This window comes from Streptomyces sp. NPDC043746 (assembly GCF_056436485.1).
The window spans coordinates 281095-306833 of the sequence record NZ_JBWKCM010000003.1; the positions used below are offsets into that span (position 1 = coordinate 281095).

The 25739-nt window shown below is 73.1% G+C and carries 22 protein-coding genes; 14 read left to right on the forward strand and 8 right to left on the reverse strand.

The window, feature by feature from the left end; all coding sequences use genetic code 11:
- Window positions 1-146 precede the first annotated feature (146 nt).
- The 5 genes from AC0682_RS05075 to AC0682_RS05095 are packed head-to-tail and all read right to left on the reverse strand — an operon-like array spanning window position 147 to window position 6244.
- Complete coding sequence (locus AC0682_RS05075; protein WP_478530976.1) at window positions 147-1385, reverse strand: styrene monooxygenase/indole monooxygenase family protein; 1239 nt, start codon at window positions 1383-1385, stop codon at window positions 147-149.
- A 42-nt stretch (window positions 1386-1427) separates the two neighbouring features.
- Window positions 1428-2099: a GTP-binding protein gene (locus tag AC0682_RS05080; protein ID WP_478530978.1), complete on the reverse strand. Its 672-nt coding sequence runs from the start codon at window positions 2097-2099 to the stop codon at window positions 1428-1430.
- Window positions 2080-2496, reverse strand: coding sequence for a DUF742 domain-containing protein (locus tag AC0682_RS05085; protein WP_478530979.1), 417 nt, complete (start codon window positions 2494-2496; stop codon window positions 2080-2082). Before AC0682_RS05085 ends, AC0682_RS05080 begins: the two co-directional genes overlap by 20 nt.
- Window positions 2493-2972, reverse strand: coding sequence for a roadblock/LC7 domain-containing protein (locus AC0682_RS05090; RefSeq protein ID WP_478530981.1), 480 nt, complete (start codon window positions 2970-2972; stop codon window positions 2493-2495). Before AC0682_RS05090 ends, AC0682_RS05085 begins: the two co-directional genes overlap by 4 nt.
- Window positions 2969-6244, reverse strand: coding sequence for a sensor histidine kinase (locus AC0682_RS05095; RefSeq protein WP_478531104.1), 3276 nt, complete (start codon window positions 6242-6244; stop codon window positions 2969-2971). The genes AC0682_RS05090 and AC0682_RS05095 overlap by 4 nt, the downstream gene beginning before the upstream one ends.
- A gap of 362 nt (window positions 6245-6606) precedes the next feature.
- On the opposite strand from AC0682_RS05095, the gene AC0682_RS05100 reads away from it, so the two are divergent.
- Complete coding sequence (locus AC0682_RS05100; RefSeq protein WP_478530983.1) at window positions 6607-7398, forward strand: hypothetical protein; 792 nt, start codon at window positions 6607-6609, stop codon at window positions 7396-7398.
- Window positions 7399-7546: 148 nt separating this feature from the next.
- Here the strand turns inward: AC0682_RS05100 and AC0682_RS05105 are convergent, their stop codons facing one another.
- The gene (locus AC0682_RS05105; protein WP_478530984.1) at window positions 7547-8029 is read right to left on the reverse strand and encodes a MarR family winged helix-turn-helix transcriptional regulator; all 483 of its coding nucleotides are present in this window, start codon (window positions 8027-8029) and stop codon (window positions 7547-7549) included.
- Between the two features lie 29 nt (window positions 8030-8058).
- Between AC0682_RS05105 and AC0682_RS05110 the strand changes: the two genes are divergently transcribed.
- Together AC0682_RS05110 and AC0682_RS05115 are read left to right on the forward strand one after the other, a co-directional pair.
- Window positions 8059-8379: a hypothetical protein gene (locus AC0682_RS05110; RefSeq protein WP_478530985.1), complete on the forward strand. Its 321-nt coding sequence runs from the start codon at window positions 8059-8061 to the stop codon at window positions 8377-8379.
- A 242-nt stretch (window positions 8380-8621) separates the two neighbouring features.
- Window positions 8622-9386, forward strand: coding sequence for a polysaccharide deacetylase family protein (locus AC0682_RS05115; RefSeq protein WP_478530986.1), 765 nt, complete (start codon window positions 8622-8624; stop codon window positions 9384-9386).
- Window positions 9387-9528: 142 nt separating this feature from the next.
- Here the strand turns inward: AC0682_RS05115 and lon are convergent, their stop codons facing one another.
- Window positions 9529-11949, reverse strand: a complete 2421-nt coding sequence (gene lon, locus AC0682_RS05120; RefSeq protein ID WP_478530988.1) for an endopeptidase La — start codon at window positions 11947-11949, stop codon at window positions 9529-9531.
- A gap of 232 nt (window positions 11950-12181) precedes the next feature.
- Between lon and AC0682_RS05125 the strand changes: the two genes are divergently transcribed.
- The 10 genes from AC0682_RS05125 (at window position 12182) to AC0682_RS05170 (ending at window position 23856) form a co-directional block, all read left to right on the forward strand.
- Window positions 12182-12793 (forward strand): RNA polymerase sigma factor, encoded by a 612-nt coding sequence (locus tag AC0682_RS05125; protein ID WP_478530989.1) that lies wholly within the window; start codon window positions 12182-12184, stop codon window positions 12791-12793.
- Window positions 12790-13851: a zf-HC2 domain-containing protein gene (locus AC0682_RS05130; protein WP_478530991.1), complete on the forward strand. Its 1062-nt coding sequence runs from the start codon at window positions 12790-12792 to the stop codon at window positions 13849-13851. Before AC0682_RS05125 ends, AC0682_RS05130 begins: the two co-directional genes overlap by 4 nt.
- Window positions 13848-14615: an ABC transporter ATP-binding protein gene (locus AC0682_RS05135; RefSeq protein WP_478530992.1), complete on the forward strand. Its 768-nt coding sequence runs from the start codon at window positions 13848-13850 to the stop codon at window positions 14613-14615. The genes AC0682_RS05130 and AC0682_RS05135 overlap by 4 nt, the downstream gene beginning before the upstream one ends.
- A complete protein-coding gene (locus tag AC0682_RS05140) occupies window positions 14612-15952 on the forward strand; it encodes a hypothetical protein (protein WP_478530994.1) in 1341 nt (446 codons plus the stop codon). The genes AC0682_RS05135 and AC0682_RS05140 overlap by 4 nt, the downstream gene beginning before the upstream one ends.
- Window positions 15949-16575, forward strand: coding sequence for a hypothetical protein (locus AC0682_RS05145; RefSeq protein WP_478530996.1), 627 nt, complete (start codon window positions 15949-15951; stop codon window positions 16573-16575). Before AC0682_RS05140 ends, AC0682_RS05145 begins: the two co-directional genes overlap by 4 nt.
- A 109-nt stretch (window positions 16576-16684) precedes the next feature.
- On the forward strand, window positions 16685-17401 hold the full coding sequence (locus tag AC0682_RS05150) for a spermidine synthase (RefSeq protein WP_478530998.1): 717 nt from the start codon (window positions 16685-16687) through the stop codon (window positions 17399-17401).
- Window positions 17402-17647: 246 nt separating this feature from the next.
- Entirely contained in the window at window positions 17648-18385 is a 738-nt protein-coding gene (locus AC0682_RS05155) for a response regulator transcription factor (protein ID WP_254811681.1), read from the forward strand.
- Window positions 18382-19458 (forward strand): HAMP domain-containing sensor histidine kinase, encoded by a 1077-nt coding sequence (locus AC0682_RS05160; protein WP_254811682.1) that lies wholly within the window; start codon window positions 18382-18384, stop codon window positions 19456-19458. Before AC0682_RS05155 ends, AC0682_RS05160 begins: the two co-directional genes overlap by 4 nt.
- 294 nt (window positions 19459-19752) lie before the next feature.
- Complete coding sequence (locus tag AC0682_RS05165) at window positions 19753-23580, forward strand: multifunctional oxoglutarate decarboxylase/oxoglutarate dehydrogenase thiamine pyrophosphate-binding subunit/dihydrolipoyllysine-residue succinyltransferase subunit (protein ID WP_478531000.1); 3828 nt, start codon at window positions 19753-19755, stop codon at window positions 23578-23580.
- 90 nt (window positions 23581-23670) lie between these two features.
- Window positions 23671-23856 (forward strand): DUF6104 family protein, encoded by a 186-nt coding sequence (locus AC0682_RS05170; protein ID WP_003966321.1) that lies wholly within the window; start codon window positions 23671-23673, stop codon window positions 23854-23856.
- Between the two features lie 27 nt (window positions 23857-23883).
- Here AC0682_RS05170 and AC0682_RS05175 read toward each other — a convergent pair whose 3' ends face one another.
- Entirely contained in the window at window positions 23884-24717 is an 834-nt protein-coding gene (locus AC0682_RS05175; protein WP_478531002.1) for a hypothetical protein, read from the reverse strand.
- Between the two features lie 151 nt (window positions 24718-24868).
- Here AC0682_RS05175 and AC0682_RS05180 point away from each other — a divergent pair, with 151 nt between their 5' ends.
- Window positions 24869-25738: a DUF4097 family beta strand repeat-containing protein gene (locus tag AC0682_RS05180; protein ID WP_478531003.1), complete on the forward strand. Its 870-nt coding sequence runs from the start codon at window positions 24869-24871 to the stop codon at window positions 25736-25738.
- Window position 25739 lies beyond the last annotated feature (1 nt).

Below are 25739 nucleotides of genomic sequence, written 5' to 3' on the forward strand. Positions count from 1 at the left end.
TCCCTCCGGGACGTTGCCCATCGGCCCGCCCGGCGGGCCTGCCAGCCCCACCCCCTCCCCCCCCCCCCACCCCCCCCCCACCCCCCCCCCTCCCCCCCCCCCCCCCCCCCCCCCCCCCCCCCCGGGACGGCGGGGTGATGAGGCCCCTACCGGCCGCCGGAGACCGAGGCCAGGTACGCCTGCGTCTTCTCCGGCTCGAAGAAGAAGTTCTCGAAGTCCGCCGGGTCGTTGAAGCCGTTGGCGAAGCGGTCCGCGACGGGCTGGAGCTGCCCGGCGGCGCCGATCAGGTTCAGCACGTGCTCCGGCGGGACGCCCAGCATGGCGTTGGTCCACTTCACCACGTGCTGGGCGGTCTCCCAGTAGCGGTCGAAGGTGGACTGCATCCAGGCCGCGTCGAACTCCTTGTCGCCGTGCTCGATGATCGAGTCCAGGTAGGAGTTGGCGCACTTGGACGCCGAGTTGGAGCCCTGGCCGGTGATCGGGTCGTTGGCCACGACGACGTCCGCGACGCCGAGGACCAGGCCGCCGCCGGGGAGCCGGCCGATCGGCTTGCGGACGGTGGGGGCGTAGCGGCCCGCGAGGGTGCCGTTGGCGTCGGTCAGCTCGACCTTGGTGGCGCGGGCGTACTCCCAGGGCGTGAACTTCTCCATCAGCTCCAGCGTCTTCGCCAGGTGCTCGGAGGGGTCCTTGATTCCCTGGAAGGCGTCGAGCGGGCCGCCCGGGACGCCCTCCCAGAAGAGGATGTCGGCGCGGCCGGAGGTGGTGAGCGTGGGCATCACGAACAGCTCGCCGACGCCCGGCACCAGGTTGCACCGGACCGCGTCGTACTCCGGGTGCTCCGGCCGCGGGCCCATCCCGTGGACGTAGGCGACGGCCAGCGCGCGCTGCGGGGCGTCGAACGGCGAACGGGCCGCGTCCCGGCCGAACATGGAGACCAGCTCGCCCTTGCCCGCCGAGACCATCACCAGGTCGTAGGTGCGGGAGAAGTAGTCCAGGTCGGAGACGGCCGCCCCGTGGATGACGAGCTGCCCGCCGCGCTGGGCGAAGGTCTCCATCCAGCCGGCCATCTTCACCCGCTGGTCGACCGACTGGGCGTACCCGTCCAGCCTGCCGACCCAGTCGACGGCCCGGGAGGAGTCGGGGGCGGCGACGGAGACGCCGAGACCCTCGATCTTCGGGGCCTGGGACTCCCAGAAGTTCAGCTGGTAGTCCCGCTCGTGCTGGAGCGCGGTGTGGAACATGCACTGCGTCGACATGACCCGGCCGGTGCGGATCTCGTCGGCGGTGCGGTTGGACATCAGGGTGACTTCGTAGCCCTTGGACTGGAGCCCCAGGGCGAGCTGGAGCCCGGACTGCCCGGCTCCGACTATGAGTATCTTCCGCATCGCGACTCTCCGTTGTGTGTGATCGGGGCGGTGTACGCGTTCTCAGGCGGGGGTGACGTCGAGAGCATGGCCCACCAGGGCCAGCAGCGACTCGACGACCGTGATCCTGTTGCGCGCGTCCATGATCACTATCGGCACCTGCGGCGGTACGGTCAGGGCCTCCCTGACGTCCTCCGCCTCGTAACCGGGCGTGCCCTCGAAGTGGTTGACCGCCACGATGTACGGCAGCCCGCAGCTCTCGAAGTAGTCGAGCGCCGGGAAGCAGTCCTCCAGGCGCCGGGTGTCGGCCAGGACGATCGCGCCGATCGCGCCGCGGACCAGGTCGTCCCACATGAACCAGAAGCGCTGCTGGCCCGGGGTGCCGAAGACGTACAGCACGAGGTCGTCGTCCAGGGTGAGCCGGCCGAAGTCCATCGCCACCGTCGTGGTGGTCTTCTCGGGCGTCGCGGAGAGGTCGTCGGTCTCCTCGCTGGCCTGCGTCATCAGCGCTTCGGTCTGGAGCGGGGTGATCTCGGAGACCGAGCCGACGAACGTGGTCTTGCCCACGCCGAATCCGCCCGCCACCACGATCTTGGTCGCGGTGGGCGCGCGGGTGTGGTCGAGCTGCCAGGGCTGGAGGGCTTCCTCCAGCTGGTCCCGGGGACAGGACGGCTGGTCCAGCGGCCCCGGCTGGCGGGGGGCGAAGAGCGGCGCCTCAGAGACGGCGGAGTCCATTGAGCACCCTTTCGAGCAGTGCGCGGTCGGGCTGGCCGGTTCCGTGACCGGTTCCGTACACGCGGATCTTTCCCTGGTCGGCCAGGTCGCTGAGCAGCACCCGGACGACTCCGAGCGGCATCTTCAACAGGGCCGAGATCTCCGCGACCGTACGCATCCGGCGGCAGATCTCGACGATGGCCTGGAGCTCCGGCATGACGCGCGAGGCCAGGTTGCCGTTGGTCAGCTCACGGCGCTCCTCGGGTGCGTCGAGGGCGGCGACGAACGTCTCGACGAGCAGGACGTGCCCGAAGCGGGTGCGGCCCCCGGTGAGGGAGTACGGGCGGACCCGGGCGGGGCGCTTGTCGGCCCCGCGGACGGGGAGGCGGGGGGCGGGCTCGGCTGCGGCACTCGTCACTGGGCACTCTCCATCGATTTGCGCAGCTCGCTGCGGAGTTCGGGGGTGAGGACGTGTCCGGCCCGGCCGACGAAGAGGGCCATGTGGTACGCGACGACGCTCATGTCGCAGTCAGGGGTGGCGTGGACGCCGAGGAGGGAGCCGTCGCTGATCGACATGACGAAGACGCTGCCCTCGTCCATGGCGACCATGGTCTGCTTGACGCCGCCGCCGTCCATCAGCTTGGCGGCGCCGACGGTCAGCGACCCGATCCCGGAGACGATGGTGGCCAGGTCGGCACTGGACCCTTTGGGTCCGTCCGAGGGCCCCGCCGCCTTCGCCGCGTGGTGGCCGGGGTCGGAGGAGAGCAGCATCAGCCCGTCGGACGAGACGACGGTGACCGAGTGGACCCCTGGCACCTCCTCCACGAGATTGCTCAGCAACCAGTGAAGGTTCCGGGCCTCGGTGCTCAGCCCGAACGTGCTGGGCGCAGTCAACTGCGTGCCTCCTCGACTGTGTCCCCCGTCTCTCCGTTCCGGTGGTCCGCCGCGCGGCCGCCGGTCTGCTCGGTACGTGTGTCGTGTGCGGTGCCTGTGGTGCTCGTGGTGTTCGTGGCGCTGGTGGTCTCGTGCCCCGGACGCCCGTTGGTCACGCCTCCGCGGTCGGCCTCTCGGTCGCCTGCGCGGTCGGCGAGGGCGATGGAGCCGGTGGACTCGGCGATCTCGGCCTCGACATCGCGCCGCCCGTCCTTCGCCGCCTGGTGGAAGCTGCCAAGCCGGCGGCGCAGGTCCTCCTTGTCGAGGCTGCCGGTGCGCCCGGTGGTGGGGGTGCCCTCCGGCCGGACCACCTTGGGGGTGCGCTTGGGCAGCCCCTTGTCGGTGACCCGCCGCTCCTCCGGCCTCCGGGGGCCGGGCACGGTCTCCGCGGCGGCCTGGGCCCGGGGCTCCGGGGCGGCGGCCTCGGCGCGGGGCCCGGGGCGGAAGGCGGAACCGTCCGGCTCCTGACCGCCCGGCCCCCTCTCGGCGGGACGCTCGTGCCGGTCGGGGCCGATGGCGTACGGGTCGGGGGCGGGGGCCTCGGGAGCCGCAGCCGGCTCCGAGGCCGGGGCCGGTTCCGAGGCCGGGGCCGGGGCCGACGCCGGTTCCGCCGGGGGCTTCGGCAGGCGGACCTGCATCGTGATCTCGGGGTCCGACTCCACGGTCGCCTCGGCGGCGGGCTCGGCAACCGGATCGTCGGCCGACGCGGGCTCCCTGCCGGCGGCTGCGGGCGCGTCTGCGTCCGTGCCCGGCTCCGGTACCGGCTCCTGCTGCGGTACGGCGTCGGCTCCGGGCCCCTCGGCGGGTGCGGGCTCCTGTGCGGCGGCCTCCCGGATCGCCCGCTCGGCGGCGGCGATCATCGGGTCGACGAGGGGCAGAGGTGCCGTGGTCTCCGCATCGCCCGGCGTGGCCCCGGCCGCGTCCGGGCCCGGCTCGACGGCCTGCTCGGGCGCCGTGGCGTTCTCTGCCTCCGCCCCGGCTTCCGGAGCGGTCGGAGCGGTCGGAGCGGTCGGCGGCAGGGTCGGCGTACGGCTCGGCAGGGCGTTGGAGTTGGCCTCGGCCACCGAACCCGGCAGGTTGAGCGTGGGCGCCTCGCCGGGCAGGTACACGGCGGGCGGCGAGGAGGCGGGCAGCGAGTTGGGCAGGAGGGTCTGCGGCAGGACGACGACAGCCGTCACTCCACTCCCCTTCTGCTCGCGCAGCTGGACCCGCACGCCGTGCCGGGCGGCCAGCAACGAGGTGACCTGGAGCCCGAGTCCGGCCCCGTCCGCGCTCTGCTCCCCCTCCTCGAAGGAGGCCGGGTCAGCCAGCCTCGCATTCAGCTCGCCCATCCGGACGCTCGACATGCCGATACCCGCGTCCTGCACGGAGAGCATCACCTCGCCGCTCTCCAGCAGCCAGCCGGACAGCTCGACATGGGAGTCCGGCGGGGAGAAGGAGGTGGCGTTCTCCAGAAGTTCGGCCAGGAGGTGGCTGAGGTCGTCGGCGGCGAACCCGGCGATCTGGGCGTGCGGGGGCAGGGACTGGATGGTCACCCGCTCGTACCGCTCGATCTCGCTGACGGCCGCGCGGGCCACGTCGACCAGCGGGACCGGGCCCGTGGGGCCGTGGCCGTGCTCGGCGCCCGCGAGGACGAGCATGTTCTCGCTGTGGCGGCGCATGACCGTGGCCATGTGGTCCAGCTTGAACAGGGTGGCGAGCCGCTCCGGGTCCTGCTCGCGCTCCTCCAGGCTCTCGATGACGGCGAGCTGGCGCTCGACGAGGCCGAGGTTGCGCAGGGAGAGGTTGACGAAGGTGTGGTGGACGGTGTTCTTCAGCCGCTCCAGCTGGGCGGCCAGCTCGGCGGCCTGGACCTGGAGTTCGGCGCGCTGGAGGGTGAGCGCCTCGCGGCCGGCGAGGAGTTCGGCGCGCTCGGCGCCGAGGCTCTCGAAGCGACCGGTGAACTCCTGGTGCAGCCCGGTCAGCTTGGCGTGCAGGGTGTTCATGGACCGGACGACCTGGGCGAACTCGTCGTTGCGGCCGGTGTAGCGGACCGGGTCGGCGCTCGAGGGGTCCTCCGCGAGGCGGGCGGCGCCGATGCGCAGGACGGCGAGCGGCTGGGTGAGGGTGCGGGCGACGGCGGTGGAGACGCCGACGGCGATGAGGAAGCAGCCGCCGAGCAGGGCGATGCTCAGTTCGAGGGCGGTGACGTCGTCGTCGCGGATGCCTTCGAGGCGCTGGACCTGGCTGGTGGCGAGGGCGGACTCGACCCCGCGCATCCGGTCGATGCGGGCGGAGAGCGCGGCCTCCAGCTTGGCGGCGTCGGTCTTGCGCTCGCTCGCGGAGAGTTCGGGGCGGTCGGTGAGGCGGGTGAGGTACTTCTCCGCGCTGTTGACCTCGGGGCCGGTGACGGTGGCGGCGAGCTTGTCGCGGGCGACGGGGTTCGCCGCCTGGTCGAACGCGGCGAGCGAGGCCAGCTCCCGGACCCGGGCCTGCTGGGCGGCGGCGCTCAGCGCGTCCCGGTCGCGATCGGCCCGCTTCGCCTCGTCGTCCCGGGTTTCGACCGGCAGCCCCGTGAAGGGGTCGATCTGCGGGACTGCGGGCTCGGGGCTCGGCACGGCGAGGGCGGCGAGGAGGAGCCCGCGGGTGGCGGAGGCCTGCTCGGCGGCGCCGCCGAGCGCGAGCGGGGCGCGGGCGGCCTCGGCCGCGCGCGGCGGGGTCTTCTCGGCCAGCTCGGCGGCGATGCCGTGCAGCTTGGCGATGACCTCGGAGTACGCCTGGTGGGCCTCCAGGGCCGAGCCCTTGCCGGTGAGGGCGTCTCGGCGCAGGGAGGGCACGGTGGAGAGGTCTCGGCGCAGGGCGGCTGGAGCCGGTCCGTGGATCTCGTCGATCTGCTGGTCGACGCGGGTGGTGCGGGTGAGGCGGCCCTCCTCGCCCTCCTTGCCGTCGTCGGCCCGGCCGCCCGCGATGTACGCGGTGACGGCGTCGCGCTCGTCGGCCAGGGAGTGCGCCAGGGTGACGGCCTGCCGGTTCAGCTGGGACAGGGTCACCAGCCGCTGGGACTCGGCCAGATCGGAGGAGGCGCCGAGCGCCGCGGGGGCGCCCGCCGCGATGACGGTGATCCCGACGACGGCGACCCCGGCGACCAGCCGGCTCCGTACCCGTACGGTCCGCTTGTCGGCTACCGGAGCCGGAGGCTTCGCCCCGGAACCGTCACGCGTGCTGCCCTGGCTCCGCGGCCGCTTCTTCTGCACCGGTGCTCGCAATCTCGACTCGTCCACCCTTGAAGCAGAGGTGACGCTCGGTCACGTAGAAGGCCCCCGCTCCTGGTACGGCTTCCGACCATTCCAGTGCTTTTGAGAGGGGGACGCGCATCGACCGCTCCGCCACTCGAACGAGTGAACCGCACTCTTGAGTTGGCGAACAAGTCTCCCCAGAGACGCCTCTGACCATGCGTAGGGCGCGGGGTGGAACTTCGGCGCCGCCTTTGGCAAGATGCCCGCCCGCACTCGCTCCGGAGCCCCGCGCTCCGCGCACCGGGCCCGCGTTGACCTGCTGGTACGGCTGGAAACCGCTCCCGTGCGGGACTGGTGAAGACCTCGTGCAGACTGGCCCCATGCGCCTCGAACTCGCCACCGTCCCCGGCGACCCCGAACGCCCCAACGAGGACTGGGCATCCGCCGCCCTCCCCGCGTCCGGCCAGGGAGGCGTGGTGGTGGTGCTCGACGGCGTGACACCGCCGCGGGGGGACGACGGTTGTGCGCACACCGTCCCCTGGTTCACCGCCCGGCTGGGCGGCGCACTGGTGGAACTGGCGGGCTCACGGCGAGATCGGGATCTGGCCGAGATTCTGTCGGCGTCCATCCGGCGCACCGCCGACGCCCATCGGGCGACCTGTGACCTTTCTCACGTGCGCACGCCTCAGGCGACCGTGGCCCTGGCGCGTTGGAGCGAACACGCGATCGAGTACCTGGTCCTCTCCGATGCGGTGCTCCTGCTGGAGGCCCCGGACGGCACGGTCCGGGCGGTGGTGGACGACCGCCTCGACCGGCTGCCGCCGGGCTCGCTCTCCTCCACGGCGGACGTGGACTCCCGACTGCGGAACAGGGAGGGCGGCTTCTTCACGGCGGCTGCCGACCCCACGGTCTCCTCACGCGCGGTGACCGGCAGCGTGCCGACTGCCGGGGTCCGGTCGCTGACCGCGCTGACGGACGGGGCGGACCGGTGGACGGCGATGTTCCGGGAGGGCGACCGGGCGGCCACACCGGCGCTGCTGCGCAATGAGGGGCCCCGGGGGCTGATCGACCGGGTGCGGGAGCTGGAGGAGGCCGACGCGGCGGCCGGGCGCGTACGGCTGCGGCGGAGCAAGACGCACGACGACGCGACGGCGGTGTTCGTGGAGCTGTAGGGGCGGGGCGCCCGGTGGGAGGTGCCGGGCGGCTTCGCGGCACGCCGGGGCGCCGACACGCCGCCGGGCTCGCGGGACACCGGGCTCGCGGGACGCCGGGCTCGCGGGACGCCGGGTTCCGCCCACCGGACGTCGGCCTTGCCGGGCGTCACTCCTCCGCGCGGGAGTTCAGCTGGTGCAGCAGCCGGGCCAGCTCGGCCACCTCGGCCCGGTCCCAGTCGGCCAGCTTGCGGACGTACCGCCCGCGCCGGGCGTCGCGGACGCTGCGGAAGCGGGCGAGGCCCTCGTCCGTCAGCTGGACGAGCCAGGCGCGGCCGTCCGCCGGATCGGGTTCGCGGGCGACCAGCCCGAGGTCCTCCAGGGCCCGCAGCTGACGGCTCATGGTGGCCTTGCCGACGCCGAAGTAGGCCGCCAGCTCGGTGGCCCGCTGCCGACCCGCCGACTCCAGGCGGACGAGCAGCCCGTAGGCAGCAGGCTCCAGTTCGGGGTGGACCTCACGGGCCATCTCCCCCGAACTGGCCCGCGCCCGGCGCAGGAAGACCGCCAACTCGCGCTCCAGCGCCAGGAACTCGTGGTCCACGCCAGTTCCGGCGGCCCCGCCCGGCTCCCGCGCGCTCTCGCTCCCGTGCACGTCAGCACCCCTCGTACGGTTTCCTGCCGATGAAAGCCTCTTCCACGGCCGGTCAACGCCGCAGTTGGGCCAGTATTTCGCAGGAGCAGACCAACGGCGGCGGCCAGGCCCCCTTCCGTCGGCCCCGGGACGGGAAGACCCTGCCGGGCGGGCTCGACGGCGAGTGCAACCCGTACGGTGCCCGGGGCTACGGGCTCAGCAGGGCCGCCATGGTGAACCGGATGCGGGGCTTCACCACCGCCTACCGGGCGCGCAGCGGCCGGGACGCGGTCCGCTGCACCGCGAGGGGCCGGTGGGCCGCCTGCCGGCCCGTCCCCACGGTGTGGCAGTACACACATCGAGGGGCCTGATCGTCGGCGCCCACAACCGCTTCAGCGGTGGGCTGGGCCGTGCCGTAGGCGCCGGCTGACGGCAGACAGCAGACAGCAGCCGACGTCGACCGCTCGCGCTCCGGCCTCGGTGCCCCTCCCCGGGCCGCCGGGGTTCCGGGGCGCCCTGCCCCACTATGCACTCGACGTATACATGTTGGGTATAGTCCTCGGCGTACCGCACACCTGTGCGGATATGTCCGCGCAGAGGAGTGGTGTCCGCCATGCCCAAGAAGATGTCCGTGCTCGGTGGCGGGTTGGCCGCCGCTCTGGTGGCGACGCTCACACTGGCGCTCTCCGGCTGCTCGATGGAGACGACGGCTCCCGGCTCGGCACGGCAGGACGCGGCGGCCGAGGCCAAGGGGTCCTTCGGGCGTGCGGACTGCCGCAAGGCGAAGTGCATAGCCCTGACCTTCGACGCGGGGCCGGGGAAGGACACGCCGGAGCTGCTGGACATCCTGAAGGAGAAGAAGGTCTCCGCGACCTTCTTCCTGCTGGGCAAGAACCACGTCCTCAAGCACCCCGAGACCGTGCGGCGTATCCAGGACGAGGGCCATGAGGTGGCCAACCACACCTGGACGCACAAGATCCTCACCGACGAGAAGCCGGAGGTGATACGGGCCGAGCTGGAGAAGACGCAGGAGGCGATCGAGAAGATCACCGGGAAGCGGCCCCGGCTGATGCGCCCGCCGCAGGGCCGCACCGACGACCAGGTCTCCGGGATCAGCAAGGAGCTGGGGCTCTCGCAGGTGCTGTGGAGCGCGACCGCCAAGGACTACTCGACGAACGACTCCGCGCTGATCACCCGGCGGATCCTGGACCAGGCGGGCAAGGACGGCATCATCCTGCTCCACGACATCTACCCGGGCACGGTGCCCGCCGTGCCGGGGATCGTCGACGCGCTCCAGAAGGACGGCTACACCTTCGTGACCGTCCCGGAGCTGATGGCCCCGGCGGTGCCGGAGCCGGGCACGATCTACCGCCCCTGAGCACCGCCGGCCGTCCGCCGTCGCGGGACGGCCCGCCCACGTACGGCCGCGGGACGAACGCGAAGCGGCCCGCCCCCGCCCCGGGGAGCGGGCCGTCCGTACCGGCCGCGTACCTGATGCCGCGCCCGTCACTGCGTGGCGGTCAGGCCGCGGCCGGGATCCTCTCCTCCGCCGGGGCCGAGGCCGGGGCGAGGGCGATCTCCAGCACCTGGCGGACATCGGTGACCGGGTGGACGTCCAGCTTCTCCAGCACCTCGGCCGGGACGTCGTCCAGGTCGGCCTCGTTGCGCTGCGGGATCACCACGGTGGTGATGCCCGCGCGGTGGGCGGCCAGCAGCTTCTGCTTGACCCCGCCGATCGGCAGCACCCGGCCGGTCAGCGATACCTCACCCGTCATCGCCACATCCGTGCGGACGAGCCGTCCGGAGAGCAGCGAGGCCAGCGCGGTCGTGAGCGTGATGCCCGCGCTCGGGCCGTCCTTGGGGACCGCGCCCGCCGGGAAGTGGACGTGCACGCCCCGGTCCTTGAGGTCACCGACCGGAAGCTCCAGCTCCGCGCCGTGCGAGCGGAGGAAGCTGAGCGCGATCTGGGCGGACTCCTTCATGACGTCACCCAGCTGACCTGTCAGGGTCAGTCCGGAGGCCCCGGTCTCCGGGTCGGCGAGGGACGCCTCGACGAAGAGGACGTCACCGCCCGCCCCGGTCACCGCGAGCCCGGTGGCCACGCCCGGCACGGCGGTGCGGCGCTCGGCCGGGTCCTGGGCGGACTCGGGCACGTGGTGCGGCCGCCCGATCAGGCCGCGCAGATCCTCGTCCGTCACGGTGAACGGCAGCTCACGGTCGCCCAGTTCGTGCTGGGCCGCGACCTTGCGGAGCAGCCGCGCGATGGACCGCTCCAGATTCCGTACGCCCGCCTCGCGGGTGTACTCCCCGGCCAGCTTGCGCAGCGCGGACTCCTCCAGGGTGACCTCGTCCTTCTCCAGGCCGGACCGCTCCAGCTGGCGCGGGAGGAGGTGGTCCCGGGCGATGACGACCTTCTCGTCCTCGGTGTAGCCGTCGAGCCGGACCAGCTCCATGCGGTCGAGCAGGGCCTCCGGGATGGCTTCGAGGACGTTGGCGGTGGCGAGGAAGACGACGTCGCTGAGGTCGAGTTCGACCTCCAGGTAGTGGTCGCGGAAGGTGTGGTTCTGGGCCGGGTCGAGGACTTCGAGGAGGGCGGCGGCGGGGTCGCCCCGGAAGTCGGAGCCGACCTTGTCGATCTCGTCGAGCAGGACGACCGGGTTCATCGAACCGGCCTCCTTGATCGCCCGCACGATGCGTCCGGGGAGGGCGCCCACGTAGGTACGGCGGTGGCCGCGGATCTCCGCCTCGTCCCGGACCCCGCCGAGCGCGACCCGGACGAACTTGCGGCCCATGGCGTGCGCGACGGACTCCCCCAGTGAGGTCTTGCCGACGCCGGGCGGACCGACGAGAGCGAGCACGGCACCTCCGCGCCGTCCGCCCACGACCCCCAGCCCCCGGTCGGCGCGCCGCTTGCGCACCGCGAGGTACTCGGTGATCCGCTCCTTCACGTCCGCGAGACCGGCGTGCTCGGCGTCCAGGACGGCCTGTGCGCCCCGGATGTCGTAGGCGTCCTCGGTGCGCTCGTTCCAGGGGAGTTCGAGGACGGTGTCCAGCCAGGTCCTGATCCAGGCGCCCTCGGGGGACTGGTCGCTGGCCCGCTCCAGCTTCTGGACCTCCTTGAGCGCCGCCGTCCGGACGTGCTCGGGCAGCTCGGCGGCCTCCACACGGGCCCGGTAGTCGTCGGACTCGTCCTCCGGGTCGCCGTTGAGCTGGGACAGCTCCTTGCGTACGGCATCGAGCTGGCGGCGCAGCAGGAACTCGCGCTGCTGCTTGTCGACGCCCTCCTGGACGTCCTTGGCGATGGACTCGGCCACATCCTGCTCGGCCAGGTGCTCGCCCAGCCACTGGATGGCGAGCTTCAACCGCGCGACCGGGTCCACGGTCTCCAGGAGCCGGACCTTCTGCGCGGTGGAGAGGAACGGGGAGTATCCGGAGTTGTCGGCGAGGGCGGAGATGTCGTCGATCTGCTGGACCCGGTCCACGACCTGCCAGGCGCCGCGCTTCTTCAGCCAGCTGGTGGCGAGCGCCTTGTACTCCTTGGCCAGCTCGGCGACGGACCCGGGCAGCGGATCGGGCACGACGACGTCGATCACGGTCCCCTCGACCCAGAGCGCACGCCCCGGGCCGCTGGTCCCGGCCCCGATCCGGACCCGGTCACGAGCCCTGATGAGCGCGCCGGGGTCCCCGTCGCTCAGGCGTCCGACCTGCTCGACGGTGCCGAGGACGCCGGTCCCCGTGTACGTCCCGTCGATCCGCGGGACCAGCAGCACCTCGGGCTTGCCGCCCTCGGGCCGGGCAGCCGCCTGCGCGGCCTCCACGGCGGCGCGCACCTCGGCGTCGGACAGGTCCAGCGGCACCACCATGCCGGGCAGGACGACCTCGTCGTCGAGCGGCAGCACGGGCAGGTCGATCGGTGTGAACGCCTTGGACTCGTTAGTCATGATCTCCCCTTCGGCAGGCAAGTTGAGCTACATGGGCTCAATGCTTATGAGCCGCTGAATGTTCCCCTGGCGGTGTTCGCTCTGAGCGATCGACGGATGGCCACCGCGCGGGACCCTCGGGAGCGCGCACCGGAGAAGCGCTGTTCCCGCTGCGCTGTTCCCGGGCCCCCTCCCGCCTGCCTCTTTCCCCGCCGCGTGAACCGGATACGGTCCGGCGGGCGATAGGGAGGGTGTGAGGCTGTTGCGCCCTGTGGGGGAGGACCGGGATGACGGTACGGAGAGAGATGACGCGGCACTCGTCCGCGCCGTGGCACGCGGCGACACGGACGCGCTCGGCGCGCTCTACGACCGGCACGCCGGGTGGCTGCACGCCCGGCTCGCCCGGCGGTGCGCGGACGCGGAGACCGTACGCGAAGTACTCCAGGACACCTTCGTGACCGTGTGGCGCTCCGCCGCCTCGCATCGGGGCGCACAGGTCGGCGGATGGCTGTGGGTGATCGCCTCGCGTCGGCTCGTCGACGCCCTGCGGGCGGACGGCCGCGCGGACCGGCCCCCGGCTCCCCTCCGCCCGGCCCCGGAGGCCCTCGCGCCCTCCGCCGAGGACCGGGTGCTGGCAGGCCTGGAGTACGGGGACGTGGGCACCGCGCTGGCCGGGATCTCCCCGGAGCTGCGCGAGGTCCTGCGCGCCACGGTCGTGGACGGGCTCTCCACGAGGGAGGCCGCGGCGCTGCTCGGCATCCCCGAGGGCACGGTCAAGACCCGCGCCATGCGGGCCCGGCGGGAACTGCGGGCCGCACTGGAGCGGCTGGCGCCGGAAGGCGAAGCCCTGGGAGGTACGGCATGAGCCGGGAACGCCGGGGCCGGGGTCCCGGCTGGCACGTGGACGGCGAGCTGGCCGGGCGCTACGCGGCCGGTACGGCTGCCGAGAGCGACGCCTGGTCCCTGGAGAAGCACGTCGAGGTGTGCGGCACCTGCGCGGCCCTGGTGTCGTCGGCGGTCCGGACGGCCCCGGAGACGGGCGCGCTGCTGGCCGGTGTCCGGTCGGCGGTGCTGGAGCGGGTGGCGCGGGCGGTGCCCGCGTACGCCGACGCGGCCCCAGGCTCCGACGCGAGCCCAGCCCCCGCTGTGGGCACCGCCGCGAGCCCGCCCACGGCCGCCCGGCCCGCCGCGGCCCCGGGCTCCGGCGCGGACCCCACCGCCTACCCACCTGCCGACGCCCGCACCCCGGCAGCCCCCAGCACGGCCGCGGCAGCCACGGGGGTGCCGCCGCGGCTGCCGCGGGCTGCTCGGGCCCTCTGGGCGGCGGGGCCCGCCCTGCGGGGGGCCTGGCCGGTGGCGCTCGTCGTCGTCGCCCTCGGGGCGCTCGCGCTGTCGTACGGGGCCGGGCTCGGGGCCTCCGTACGGCCGTTGCTGCTGGTGACGGCGCCGGTGCTGCCGCTCGCCGGGGTCGCCCTGTCGTACGGGCGGCACGCCGATCCGCTGTACGAGGTCATCACCTCGACCCCGTCCGGCGGGCTGCGGCTGCTGCTGGTACGGGCCGCCGCCGTGCTCGGGGTGAGCGTCCCCGCGCTGACGCTCGCCGGGGCGGTGCTGCCCCCGGCGACGGGCGGCCCGGGGGCAGCCGCCTGGCTGCTGCCGGCGCTGGCGCTGACGCTCGCCGCGCTCGCGCTGGGCAGTTTCGTCGGCAGCCGCCGGGGGGCGGCTGCCGTCGGAGGGGCCTGGGCCGTGTTCGTCGTCGCCCCGGCCACCGTCGGCGGCCCTGCCGGGGCGACGCTGGCGGCGGGGGCCTCCCCGTACTTCTCCGGGCCCGCCGTCCAGAGCGGCTGGGCCGCCGGGGCCCTGGTGTGCGCGCTGCTGCTCGCCGCCCGCCGCCGATCCTTCGACCATCTGGAGACACCGTGACCGCCAAGGTCGCCGGGCTGACCGTCCGGCACCGCAGGAAGACCGCCCTGGACGCCGTGGACCTCGACCTCCCTCGGGGTGTGCACGGGCTGCTCGGGCCCAACGGGGCGGGCAAGACCTCCCTCATCCGGGTACTGGCCACGGTCTCGGCCCCCGACGCGGGGCGTGTGGAGCTGCTCGGCCGGGACGTCGGCCCGGGGGCCGACCACCGCGAGCGGGCCGCTGTACGCCGCCTCCTCGGCTATCTGCCGCAGGAGTTCGGCCACTACCCCGGCTTCACGGTCCGCGAGTTCGTCGGCTACGTGGCCTGGCTCAAGGAGATGGACGGGGCGGGGGTCGCCGCCGCCGTGGAACGCGCGGTGGACCGGGTCGGTCTCGGCGACCGGATCGACGCCAAGGTGAAGACGCTCTCCGGCGGCATGGTGCGACGGGTCGGCATCGCCCAGGCGATCGTCAACGAGCCCGAACTCCTGCTGCTGGACGAGCCGACGGCCGGTCTCGACCCGGAGCAGCGCGTCGAGTTCCGTGCCCTGCTGCGGGAGCTGGGCCGCACCTCCACCGTGATCGTCTCCACGCATCTGGTCGAGGACGTCGCCGCCGCCTGCACGGACGTGACCCTGATCGAAGCGGGCCGGATCGCCTACCGGGGCACGACCGCCGACCTGGTCGGGCTGGGCGACGCGGCGGACGGGCTCGGCGGCAACCCGATCGAGCGCGGCTACACCGCCGCCCTGCGCGCACACCGTACGGGGGCGGGGGCATGACGGAGACGCTGGACCAGGCGCCCGCCGCCCGGACCGCCACCCCACCCCCCGTCCGTCACCCCTCCCGGGCGGCTTTCCGGGCCGAGCTGAGACGGGGGATCGCCCCCTGGACCGCCCCGGCCGTCGCCCTCACCATCGCTGTGCCGATGATCAGCAAGGCCGTTCAGTGGCAGGGAAGTTGGGGTGAAACGCAAGGGCTGCTGCACTCGTGCGCCACGCTGCTGGGCGGGCCGCTGGTCGCGGCCGCCGGGTGCTGGCAGGGAGGCAGGGATCACCGTCGTGGAACCACCGCCCTGTGGCTCACGGTCCCTCGTGGGCGCCCGGCCCAGCTGGTGATGGCCGCCCTGCCGGTGGCGCTGTGGGCCGTCGTCGGGCACCTGCTGGCCGTGGTGGGGGTGCTGGCGGCGACCTGGCCGTACACCGGGGCGGGCGGGCCCTCGGCGGGGCTGATCGCCGTGGACGCGTGGTTCCTGGTATGTGCCGCGTTCGCCGGGTTCGTGGTCGGGCGCCTGTGGCGGTGGCGGCTGGCCGCGCCGGTGCTCGCGGCGGCCACGTACCTCGCCCTCGGCATCCCCTCGTACTCCGACTCCGACCTCCGCTTCCTGAACCCGGCCGAGCAGTACTACCTGGTCGGCCGGGTGCCGGTGGCGTGGTTCGTGCCCGCGATGGTGGTCTGGGCGGGCGCCCCGGTGCTCGCCCTGGTCATCGGGTACGCGGCCCGGCGCCGGCTGTTCGCCCTCGTACCGCTGGTGGTCGCAGCCCTTCTGGCTCCCCTCGTCGTGAGCAGCGGCGACGACCTGTTCCGGGACGACCCGGCGGCCGAGCGGCTGATCTGTACGGAGGCGGTGCCGCAGGTCTGCGTGAGCGCGCTGGAAGGCCCGCTGCTGCCCCAGGTGTCCGACGCGCTGACCGGGCTGTTCTCCCGCCTGGACGGGGTTCCGGGGGCGCCCCGGCGGTACGTCCAGACCCCCGACGACCGGCGGCTCCCGCCCGACACCGCCCGGCTGCCCGTCTCGTCCCTCGGCTGGACCGTGGCGCGCGGCAGGCTCACCGACCCCGCCGCGTACGCCTGGGAGACGGCCGCCCGCCTCGCCGACCGCGACTGCCCCCTGGCCGTGATCATGGCGGAGGACCCCGCGACCGCACGCGTGGGGGAGACCGACGAGGCCGTGGCGCAGTGGCTGGCCCCCCTGGGCGGCTCATGGCTCGACCCCGACCGGGGCGGCAGATACCTGGACCGGCTCACGGCCATGGACGGGACCGAGCGCCGCGCCTGGCTCGGCCGCTATCTCGCCACCCGTACCAGCTGCGACCCGAAGGCGGTGCCCACGCTGTGACGACCCCCGTACGGACGGTGCCGGGCAGGCTGCCCGTCCTCTATCTGCGCTCCCGCGCCGTCCCGGCGACCCTGGCCGCGCTGGCGGGCGTCGCCCTGCTCGCCGCGTGGGCCGCCGACTGGCTGCAGAGCCGACCGCAGTTCGACCACACCGCGCGCGTCCCGGTGCAGGCGCTCGCCCCGCTGCTCGCCGCCGCCGCGATCGGCACCGGGTTCTTCTCGCACACCGAGGAGCTGGACCGCACCGCCGTCCGCCGCTGGTGGCCCCGGCGGCTGGCGTGTCTGCTGGCCCTCACCGCACTCGCCGCCGGGGCCCTCGCCCTCGCCGTCCCGGGGCAGCCGGAGCAGTTCGGCGCCACGGCGATGGTGCGCAACGTGCTGGGGGCGACGGGGGTGACGGCCGCGGCGGCCACGGTCCTGGGGGCGCGGGCGAGCTGGCTGCCGATGACGGTCTACGGGGGCGCGGTCTACCTGGCGGCCCCCCGGACCCCGGGCGGGGCGGCGGCGTACTGGGCCTGGCCGATGCAGCCGGGGCCGCAGGCGGCGGCGTGGGCGGTGGCGGGAGCGGCGTACGTGGCGGGGGCCGCGCTCCTGGTGCTGCGCGGCCCCCGCCCGGAGCGCTGAGAGACCGCGGCCGGCCCCGGCCCGCCCCGAGGCCGGTCGGCAGGGGGCGGCCGGGGCGCGAAGGTGATCTCCCTGGGGCCGCAGCTTCCACGCTCCTAAAATCGGGCCCATGGAGCCCCGCACCGACGCCACCGACGCCTTCACCTGCGCCATGATCCCGCCCGCCCCCGTCACCCTGGACCGCCGCGAAGGCCCCTTCGGCGAGGTCGTCCTGCGCGGGCGCGGGGAGCACTTCGAGATCATCGCCAACGGCTGCTTCCTGATGGACACCTCCGACGGACGCTCCGAGCGACTGCTGATCGATGCCGCCCTGGCCGCCCTGCCCGCCGGGCGGACCGGCCCCTCCGTGCTGATCGGCGGGCTCGGGGTGGGCTTCTCGCTGCTGCGGGCGGCCGAGGAGGAGCGGTGGGGGCGGATCGCGGTCGTGGAGCGGGAGCGGGCGATCGTGGACTGGCACCGGCACGGGCCGCTGGACCGGATCTCCGGGGCGGCGCTGGCCGATCCCCGCACCGAGATCCTCCACACGGATCTGCTCGACCACCTCCGTACCACCACGGAGCGTTACGACGCGCTCTGCCTGGACATCGACAACGGGCCGGACTGGACCGTCACGGAGGACAACGGAAGCCTCTACTCCCCCACCGGACTGGCCCGCTGTCTCGACCGGCTGACCCCGGGCGGGGTGCTCGCGGTCTGGTCGGCGCAGCCGTCGGCGAGCTTCGAACGGGCGTTGCGGAATGCCGGGTTCACCAGAGTTCGGACCGAAGAAGTGGCTGTTGCCCGAGGTGTGCCCGACGTGGTCCATCTCGCATCGAAGAGTTACTGAAAGGGGCGCGGAACCCCCTGTCGGTATGCCCGGCCCGGCGGTGAGGCGGTCATCGCGGCACAAGGCCGACGATCCGCCGCCCCGCCGGGCCGCTCCCGCACCCTCGGGGCAACACCCTGCGTAGCCGAGAGCCCTCCGCTGCCTTTACGCTGCTGAGCGGCACACGGGGATCACCCACGAAATCCACGAGCGAAGACCGTGCCTCACGGGGGTTGGCCCCCCGCGAGAGCGGGCAGGGGCGGGGCGATGGAACAGACACACACCACCCACAACGGCGTCGCGGCCACCCCGGGGGCCCAGCGGCGGGTGCTGGTCGTCGAGGACGACGCCACGATCGTCGACGCCATTGCCGCCCGGCTCCGGGCGGAGGGCTTCCTGGTGCAGACCGCGCTGGACGGGCCCGCGGCCGTGGACGCCGCCGAGGCCTGGCAGCCCGACCTGATGGTGCTCGACATCATGCTCCCGGGCTTCGACGGCCTGGAGGTCTGCCGCCGGGTGCAGGCGCAGCGCCCGGTGCCGGTGCTGATGCTCACCGCGCGCGACGACGAGACCGACATGCTCGTCGGTCTCGGGGTCGGCGCCGACGACTACATGACCAAGCCGTTCTCCATGCGGGAGCTGGCCGCTCGGGTGCACGTCCTGCTGCGCCGGGTGGAACGCGCCGCCCTGGCCGCCGTCACCCCCCGCAGCGGGATGCTGCGCCTCGGTGAGCTGGAGATCGACCACGCCCAGCGCCGGGTCCGGGTGCGGTCCGAGGACGTCCACCTCACGCCGACCGAGTTCGACCTGCTGGTCTGCCTGGCGAACACCCCGCGGGCGGTGCTCTCCCGCGAGCAGCTGCTGGCCGAGGTCTGGGACTGGGCGGACGCCTCGGGCACCCGTACGGTCGACAGCCACATCAAGGCGCTCCGCCGCAAGATCGGAGCCGAGCGGATCCGTACGGTGCACGGCGTGGGGTACGCCCTGGAGACCCCGGCTCCATGACCCGACCAGGGTCGGGGGTGCGGCCCTTCTCCATCAAGGCCAAGCTGGGCACGCTCGTCGTGGTCTCGGTGTTCATCACGACGGGGCTGCTGATCGTGGCCCTGCGGACCCGTACCGAGTTCCAGTTCATCACCGTCTTCTCGGTGATCGCGACGCTGCTGATCACCCAGTTCGTGGCGCACGGGCTGACCGCGCCGCTGGACGAGATGCGGGCGGTGGCCCGGTCGATCTCGCACGGCGACTACACGCGCCGGGTGAGCGGCGCCGGGCGGCGGGACGAGCTGGGCGACCTGGCCCGGACGATCAACCGCATGGCGGACGACCTGGAGGCGGAGGACCGGCACCGCAAGGAGCTGGTCGCCAACGTCTCCCACGAGCTGCGCACGCCCATCGCGGCGCTGCGGGCCGTGCTGGAGAACGTGGTGGACGGGGTGTCCGCCGCCGATCCGGAGACGATGCGTACGGCCCTGAAGCAGACCGAGCGGCTCGGCCGGCTGGTGGAGACGCTGCTGGACCTGTCCCGGCTGGACAACGGGGTGGTGGCGCTCAGGGCCCGCCGTTTCGAGGTGTGGCCGTATCTTTCGGGCGTACTGAAAGAAGCCAATCTCGCCGCCTCGCAGCGCCGGCTGTCGTCGGGGTCGGGCAACCACTCCCGTACGGACGTCCATCTCCACCTGGACGTCTCGCCGCCGGAACTCACCGCGCACGCGGACGCCGAGCGGCTGCACCAGGTGGTGGCCAACCTCATCGACAACGCGGTCAAGCACAGCCCGCCGCACGGCCGGGTGACGGTGCTGGCCCGGCGCGGCCCCTCCCCGGAGTCGCTGGTCCTGGAGGTCCTCGACGAGGGCCCCGGCATCCCGGAGGCGGAGCGGCACCGGGTCTTCGAGCGGTTCAACCGGGGCCAGGCCCCCTCACCGCACGGCCCGGGCAGCGACGGCGGTACGGGACTGGGCCTCGCGATCGCCCGCTGGGCGGTGGATCTCCACGGCGGCCGGATCGGGGTGGCCGAATCCGCTCGGGGCTGCCGCATCCAGGTCACCCTCCCGGGGCTGCCCGAGCGAAGCGGTTGACGATGCGGTTGACATAGGGTTCGAACCGGGAGGGCGCGGTCCCCGTGTCCTTCTGGGAGGGGGTCCCCGAGGGGAGCCCCAGGGGATACGGTCGCAGGACCGTATCCACGGTCCTGCGTACCCGAAGTGCAGTGGAACCTCGCTTGTTTCCCGCCATTTCCTGCGCCGAAACCCGCGTTGCGATGTGATGTGCACGACGAAGCACCGGCCCGGCCTGCAAGGAACGGTTTGGGGGGCGTAGCCTTGATTTCCGCTGTCCATCACCTTGTGAAGCGGAAGAGGGCGGTTGCCGCCGTGTCGTCTCAGTCCCCCAGTAACTCGAGCATCTCGACCGACCAAGCCAGCCCGGGTACCGACCCGGCCGCCGCTTTCGGCGCCAATGAGTGGCTCGTCGACGAGATCTACCAGCAGTACCTCCAGGATCCCAGTTCGGTCGATCGCGCCTGGTGGGACTTCTTCGCCGACTACAAGCCGGGTTCCTCCGGCACGGCGGACAAGCCCGCTCCCGGCGCCGCAGCCTCGGGGGCTGCGGCACCCCAGGCCCCGGCCGCCACCACCCCGGCGAAGCCCGCGGCCCCGGCCGCTGCCGCTCCGGCCCCGGCGAAGCCCGCCGCCGCCCCGGCGGCACCGGCACCGGCCAAGCCCGCCGAGGCCGCCCCGGCTGCCGCTCCGGCGAAGCCCGCGGCGGCCAAGCCCGCCGCCGCGCCCGCCAAGCCGAAGGCCACGGCGGACGAGGCCACCGAGGCCCCGGCAGGACCGGAGTACGTGACGCTGCGCGGCCCCTCGGCCGCCGTCGCGAAGAACATGAACGCCTCGCTGGAGCTGCCGACGGCCACGTCCGTCCGCGCGGTCCCGGTGAAGCTGCTCTTCGACAACCGCATCGTCATCAACAACCACCTCAAGCGCGCCCGCGGCGGGAAGATCTCCTTCACGCACCTCATCGGGTACGCGATGGTCCAGGCCCTCAAGGCCATGCCGTCGATGAACCACTCCTTCGCCGAGAAGGACGGCAAGCCGACCCTGGTCAAGCCGGAGCACGTCAACCTGGGTCTCGCCATCGACCTGGTGAAGCCGAACGGCGACCGCCAGCTGGTCGTCGCGGCCATCAAGAAGGCCGAGACGCTCAACTTCTTCGAGTTCTGGCAGGCGTACGAGGACATCGTCCGGCGCGCCCGCATCGGCAAGCTCGGCATGGACGACTTCACCGGCGTCACCGCCTCGCTGACCAACCCCGGCGGCATCGGCACCGTCCACTCGGTGCCCCGCCTGATGCCCGGGCAGGGCCTCATCATGGGCGTCGGCGCGATGGACTACCCGGCGGAGTTCCAGGGCACCTCCCAGGACACCCTGAACAAGCTCGGCATCTCGAAGGTCATGACGCTCACGTCGACCTACGACCACCGGGTCATCCAGGGCGCCGCCTCCGGCGAGTTCCTGCGGATCGTCTCGCAGCTGCTGCTCGGCCAGAACGACTTCTACGACGAGATCTTCAAGGCCCTGCGCATCCCGTACGAGCCGGTCCGCTGGCTCACGGACATCGACGCGTCGCACGACAGCGACGTGACGAAGGCCGCGCGGGTCTTCGAGCTGATCCACTCCTACCGGGTCCGCGGCCACGTCATGGCCGACACCGACCCGCTGGAGTACCGCCAGCGCAAGCACCCCGACCTCGACATCACCGAGCACGGCCTCACCCTGTGGGACCTGGAGCGGGACTTCGCGGTCGGCGGGTTCGCCGGCAAGTCGATGATGAAGCTCCGCGACATCCTCGGCGTGCTGCGTGAGTCGTACTGCCGCACCACCGGCATCGAGTTCATGCACATCCAGGACCCGAAGCAGCGCAAGTGGCTCCAGGACCGGGTGGAGCGGCCCCGCGCCCAGCAGCCCGAGCGCGAGGAGCAGCTGCGCATCCTGCGCCGGCTGAACGCGGCCGAGGCGTTCGAGACCTTCCTGCAGACCAAGTACGTCGGCCAGAAGCGGTTCTCGCTGGAGGGCGGCGAGTCCGTCATCCCGCTGCTCGACGCGGTCATCGACTCCGCCGCCGAGGCCCGCCTCGACGAGGTCGTCATCGGCATGGCCCACCGCGGCCGCCTGAACGTGCTGGCGAACATCGTCGGCAAGTCGTACGCGCAGATCTTCCGCGAGTTCGAGGGCAACCTCGACCCGCGCTCGATGCACGGCTCCGGCGACGTCAAGTACCACCTGGGCGCCGAGGGCACCTTCACCGGTCTGGACGGCGAGCAGATCAAGGTCTCGCTGGCCGCCAACCCCTCGCACCTGGAGGCGGTCGACCCGGTCCTGGAGGGCATCGCCCGCGCCAAGCAGGACATCATCAACAAGGGCGGCACGGACTTCACGGTCCTGCCGATCGCGCTCCACGGCGACGCGGCCTTCGCGGGCCAGGGCGTCGTCGCCGAGACGCTCAACATGTCGCAGCTGCGCGGCTACCGCACCGGCGGCACCGTGCACGTGGTGATCAACAACCAGGTCGGCTTCACCGCCGCCCCGGAGTCCTCGCGCTCCTCGATGTACGCCACCGACGTGGCGCGCATGATCGAGGCGCCGATCATCCACGTCAACGGTGACGACCCGGAGGCCGTGGTCCGCGTCGCGCGGCTCGCCTTCGAGTTCCGGCAGGCGTTCAACAAGGACGTCGTGATCGACCTCATCTGCTACCGCCGCCGCGGTCACAACGAGGGCGACAACCCGGAGTTCACCAACCCGCAGATGTACACGCTGATCGACAAGAAGCGCTCGGTGCGCAAGCTCTACACCGAGTCCCTCATCGGTCGCGGCGACATCACGCTGGAAGAGGCCGAGCAGGCGCTCCAGGACTTCCAGGGGCAGCTGGAGAAGGTTTTCGCCGAGGTCCGCGAGGCCACCTCGCAGCCGGCCGCCCCGCACGTCCCGGAGCCGCAGGCCGCGTTCCCGGTGGCCGTGGACACGGCGGTCTCCGCCGAGGTCATCAAGCGGATCGCCGAGTCCCAGGTCAACATCCCCGAGTCGATCACCGTGCACCCCCGTCTGATGCCGCAGATGCAGCGTCGCGCGGCCTCGGTGGAGAACGGCACGATCGACTGGGGCATGGGCGAGACCCTGGCCATCGGTTCGCTGCTGATGGAGGGCACCCCGGTCCGGCTCGCCGGCCAGGACAGCCGCCGCGGCACCTTCGGCCAGCGCCACGCGGTCCTGGTGGACCAGGTCACCGGCGAGGACTACACCCCGCTGCTGTACCTCACCGAGGACCAGGCCCGGTACAACGTCTACGACTCGCTCCTCAGCGAGTACGCGGCGATGGGCTTCGAGTACGGCTACTCGCTGGCCCGCCCGGAGTCGCTGGTCATCTGGGAGGCCCAGTTCGGTGACTTCGTCAACGGCGCGCAGACCGTCGTGGACGAGTTCATCTCCTCGGCCGAGCAGAAGTGGGGCCAGACCTCCGGCGTCACGCTGCTGCTGCCGCACGGCTACGAGGGCCAGGGCCCGGACCACAGCTCCGCCCGCCCCGAGCGCTTCCTCCAGATGTGCGCGCAGGACAACATGACGGTCGCGATGCCGACCCTCCCCTCGAACTACTTCCACCTGCTGCGCTGGCAGGTGCACAACCCGCACCACAAGCCGCTCATCGTCTTCACCCCGAAGTCGATGCTGCGTCTGAAGGCGGCGGCGTCGAAGATCGAGGAGTTCACCAGCGGCGGCTTCCGCCCGGTGATCGGCGACGACACCGTCAAGGCGGAGGACGTCCGCAAGGTCGTCTTCGTCTCGGGCAAGCTCTTCTACGACCTGGACGCCGAGCGGGAGAAGCGCGGAGACACGGAGACCGCGCTCATCCGGCTGGAGCGGCTGTACCCGCTGCCGGGTGCGGAGATCCAGGCCGAGATCGCCAAGTACCCGAACGCCGAGAAGTACCTGTGGGCCCAGGAGGAGCCGGCCAACCAGGGTGCGTGGCCGTTCATCGCGCTCAACCTGATCGACCACCTGGACCTGGCCGTCGGCGCGGACGTGCCGCACGGCGAGCGCCTGCGCCGCATCTCGCGGCCGCACGGCTCGTCCCCGGCGGTCGGCTCGGCCAAGCGTCACCAGGCGGAGCAGACGCAGCTGGTCAACGAGGTCTTCGAGGCCTGAGGACCGCATGGCCGAACACACCGGGGACCCGGCTCCGCGCTCGTCGCGGGGCCGGGTCCCCGGCGTTTCCCCGCTGGATATCCTTCTCCCATGTACTTCACGGACCGTGGCATCGAGGAACTGGAGAAGCGGCGCGGCGAGGAGGAGGTCACCTTCGAGTGGCTGGCCGAGCAGCTGCGTACGTTCGTCGATCTCAACCCCGACTTCGAGGTGCCGGTCGAGCGCCTGGCGACCTGGCTGGCCCGGCTGGACGACGAGGACGACGAGGACGCGTGAGCCCGAGGGACCCGGGCCCACAGCCGCTCAGCGCGCCTCCGTAGCCGCCCTGGCCCGGTGGTACGCGAGCCCGAGCGCGCCCTGCGCCAGCAGCAGGGCTCCGGCGGCGGCCCAGCCCCCGCTGCGTCGGCGGGCGCCCCAGAGCAGCAGCGGAAGCCCGGCCGCGAGCTGGGCGGCGGCGATGGCCCGGGCCCGGGGTCCGCGCACCCAGGGGCCGAGGCTGCTGCTCTCGACCGCGTCGAGTTCGGCCCGTACGGCATCACGCCACCCCGCCCACTCCACGCGCTCCGCCCCGCGCTGCACCGCCGCGACGCTGCGCAGCCGGTCCGCGCTCTCCCCCGGGCCGAGCCCGGCGGGCAGGGTGAGTCCCGTCCGGGTCAGGACCGCGAGCAGCCCGCGCAGCCGTGCCTCGGCATCCGCGTCCGGGTCGGGCCGGGTCAGCTCCTCCAGGGCCTGGAGGTCCAGTACGGGGTCGAGCCCGAGGCGGGCCGCGAAGGTGCGCATCGCCTCGTCCTCGCCCACCGGGGTGCCGTCGGCCAGCCAGATGTAGCCGACCGTGCGGCGGAATCCCGCGGCGAGGGTGTAGCCGGCCCGGTCGGCGTCCCACCACAGGGCGAGCACCGGCCAGGGGGAGCCGACGGCCAGCGCGGTGGCACAGCCGCCGAGGACCCGGTCGACCGGTTCGGGGGCGTCGCCGGAGGGGCCGGTCTCCCGCCAGGGCTTCCCCTCGGGGACGAGAACACTCCACTCCTCGCCCGCCCGCGTCAGCAGCATCCGCTCGCGCAGCAGGTGGGCGAGCGGCCGTACGGTCTCGGGATCGGCACGGCACAGCAGCAGCGCCCCGGTGGATGTCGCGTTCATAGGCCACACGCTAGGGCAATTTGCTCACGTTCGACGCCTTTTGATCACCTCAGACACCGCCGACACCCCTTGACTTCCCGCATCCGCGATATATCGTGTTGTTTACGAGACGCGATATGTTGCGTCGTGATCCTCTCCGGGAGGTCCATCCATGACTGCGTCGAAGCGGACCGTCGCCGAGCCGCAGAAGCTCGCCTTCGACGACCCGGTGACCGCCCTCCAGGTACGGGTCGTCGGCGGCACGGTCAACGTGGTCGGGACCGACGAGCCGGGCGCCCGGCTGGAGGTCGCCGCCGTCGAGGGCCCACCGCTTCTGGTGACGTACGAGGACGGTCGGCTGACCGTGGCGTACGAGGACCTCCCCTGGCAGGACCTCCTGCGCTGGCTCGACCCCGGCGGGCGCCGCCGCAGCGCGGTCGTCTCGCTCACCGTGCCCGCCGCGGCGTCGGTGGAGGTCGGCGTGGTCGGCGCGGGCGCCGTCGTCTCCGGGATCGAGGGCCGCACCGACGTACGGGGCATCACCGGGGACATCACCCTGGTCGGGCTGAGCGGGGCGGTCCGCGGGGACTCCGTATCGGGCAGCCTGGAGGCCCAGGGCGTCACCGGGGACCTGCGCTTCCACTCGGTGGCCGGGGACCTGACGGTGGTGGACGGGGCGGGCGCCTCGGTCCGGGCCGAGTCGATCAGCGGCGACATGGTCCTGGACGTCGAGCCCTCGGCCGCCGCCGCGGACCGGCCCACCGACATCCGGCTGACCACGGTCTCCGGTGAGATCGCGATCCGTCTCCCGCATCCGGCGGACGCCCGGGTCGAGGCGAACACCGCCAGCGGGGCCGTCTCCAACGCCTTCGAGGACCTGCGGGTCGGCGGGCAGTGGGGCGCGAAGAAGATCACCGGCACGCTGGGCGCCGGGACGGGGACCCTGAAGGCGACGACCGTCTCCGGTTCGATCGCCCTGCTGCGCAGGCCCCCGGCCGAGGATGCCGCCCATGGTGCCGAGCCGACCGGAAAGGTTCTCTGAC

What these genes read in the sequence shown, in the direction of transcription:
- AC0682_RS05075 (WP_478530976.1), bottom strand. Translation starts at nt 1,385, where the DNA reads ATGCGGAAGATACTCATAGTCGGAGCCGGGCAGTCCGGGCTCCAGCTC.
- AC0682_RS05080 (WP_478530978.1), bottom strand. Translation starts at nt 2,099, where the DNA reads ATGGACTCCGCCGTCTCTGAGGCGCCGCTCTTCGCCCCCCGCCAGCCG.
- AC0682_RS05100 (WP_478530983.1), top strand. Translation starts at nt 6,607, where the DNA reads ATGCGCCTCGAACTCGCCACCGTCCCCGGCGACCCCGAACGCCCCAAC.
- AC0682_RS05110 (WP_478530985.1), top strand. Translation starts at nt 8,059, where the DNA reads ATGAAAGCCTCTTCCACGGCCGGTCAACGCCGCAGTTGGGCCAGTATT.
- AC0682_RS05115 (WP_478530986.1), top strand. Translation starts at nt 8,622, where the DNA reads ATGCCCAAGAAGATGTCCGTGCTCGGTGGCGGGTTGGCCGCCGCTCTG.
- lon (WP_478530988.1), bottom strand. Translation starts at nt 11,949, where the DNA reads ATGACTAACGAGTCCAAGGCGTTCACACCGATCGACCTGCCCGTGCTG.
- AC0682_RS05130 (WP_478530991.1), top strand. Translation starts at nt 12,790, where the DNA reads ATGAGCCGGGAACGCCGGGGCCGGGGTCCCGGCTGGCACGTGGACGGC.
- AC0682_RS05140 (WP_478530994.1), top strand. Translation starts at nt 14,612, where the DNA reads ATGACGGAGACGCTGGACCAGGCGCCCGCCGCCCGGACCGCCACCCCA.
- AC0682_RS05150 (WP_478530998.1), top strand. Translation starts at nt 16,685, where the DNA reads ATGGAGCCCCGCACCGACGCCACCGACGCCTTCACCTGCGCCATGATC.
- AC0682_RS05155 (WP_254811681.1), top strand. Translation starts at nt 17,648, where the DNA reads ATGGAACAGACACACACCACCCACAACGGCGTCGCGGCCACCCCGGGG.
- AC0682_RS05160 (WP_254811682.1), top strand. Translation starts at nt 18,382, where the DNA reads ATGACCCGACCAGGGTCGGGGGTGCGGCCCTTCTCCATCAAGGCCAAG.
- AC0682_RS05170 (WP_003966321.1), top strand. Translation starts at nt 23,671, where the DNA reads ATGTACTTCACGGACCGTGGCATCGAGGAACTGGAGAAGCGGCGCGGC.
- AC0682_RS05175 (WP_478531002.1), bottom strand. Translation starts at nt 24,717, where the DNA reads ATGAACGCGACATCCACCGGGGCGCTGCTGCTGTGCCGTGCCGATCCC.
- AC0682_RS05180 (WP_478531003.1), top strand. Translation starts at nt 24,869, where the DNA reads ATGACTGCGTCGAAGCGGACCGTCGCCGAGCCGCAGAAGCTCGCCTTC.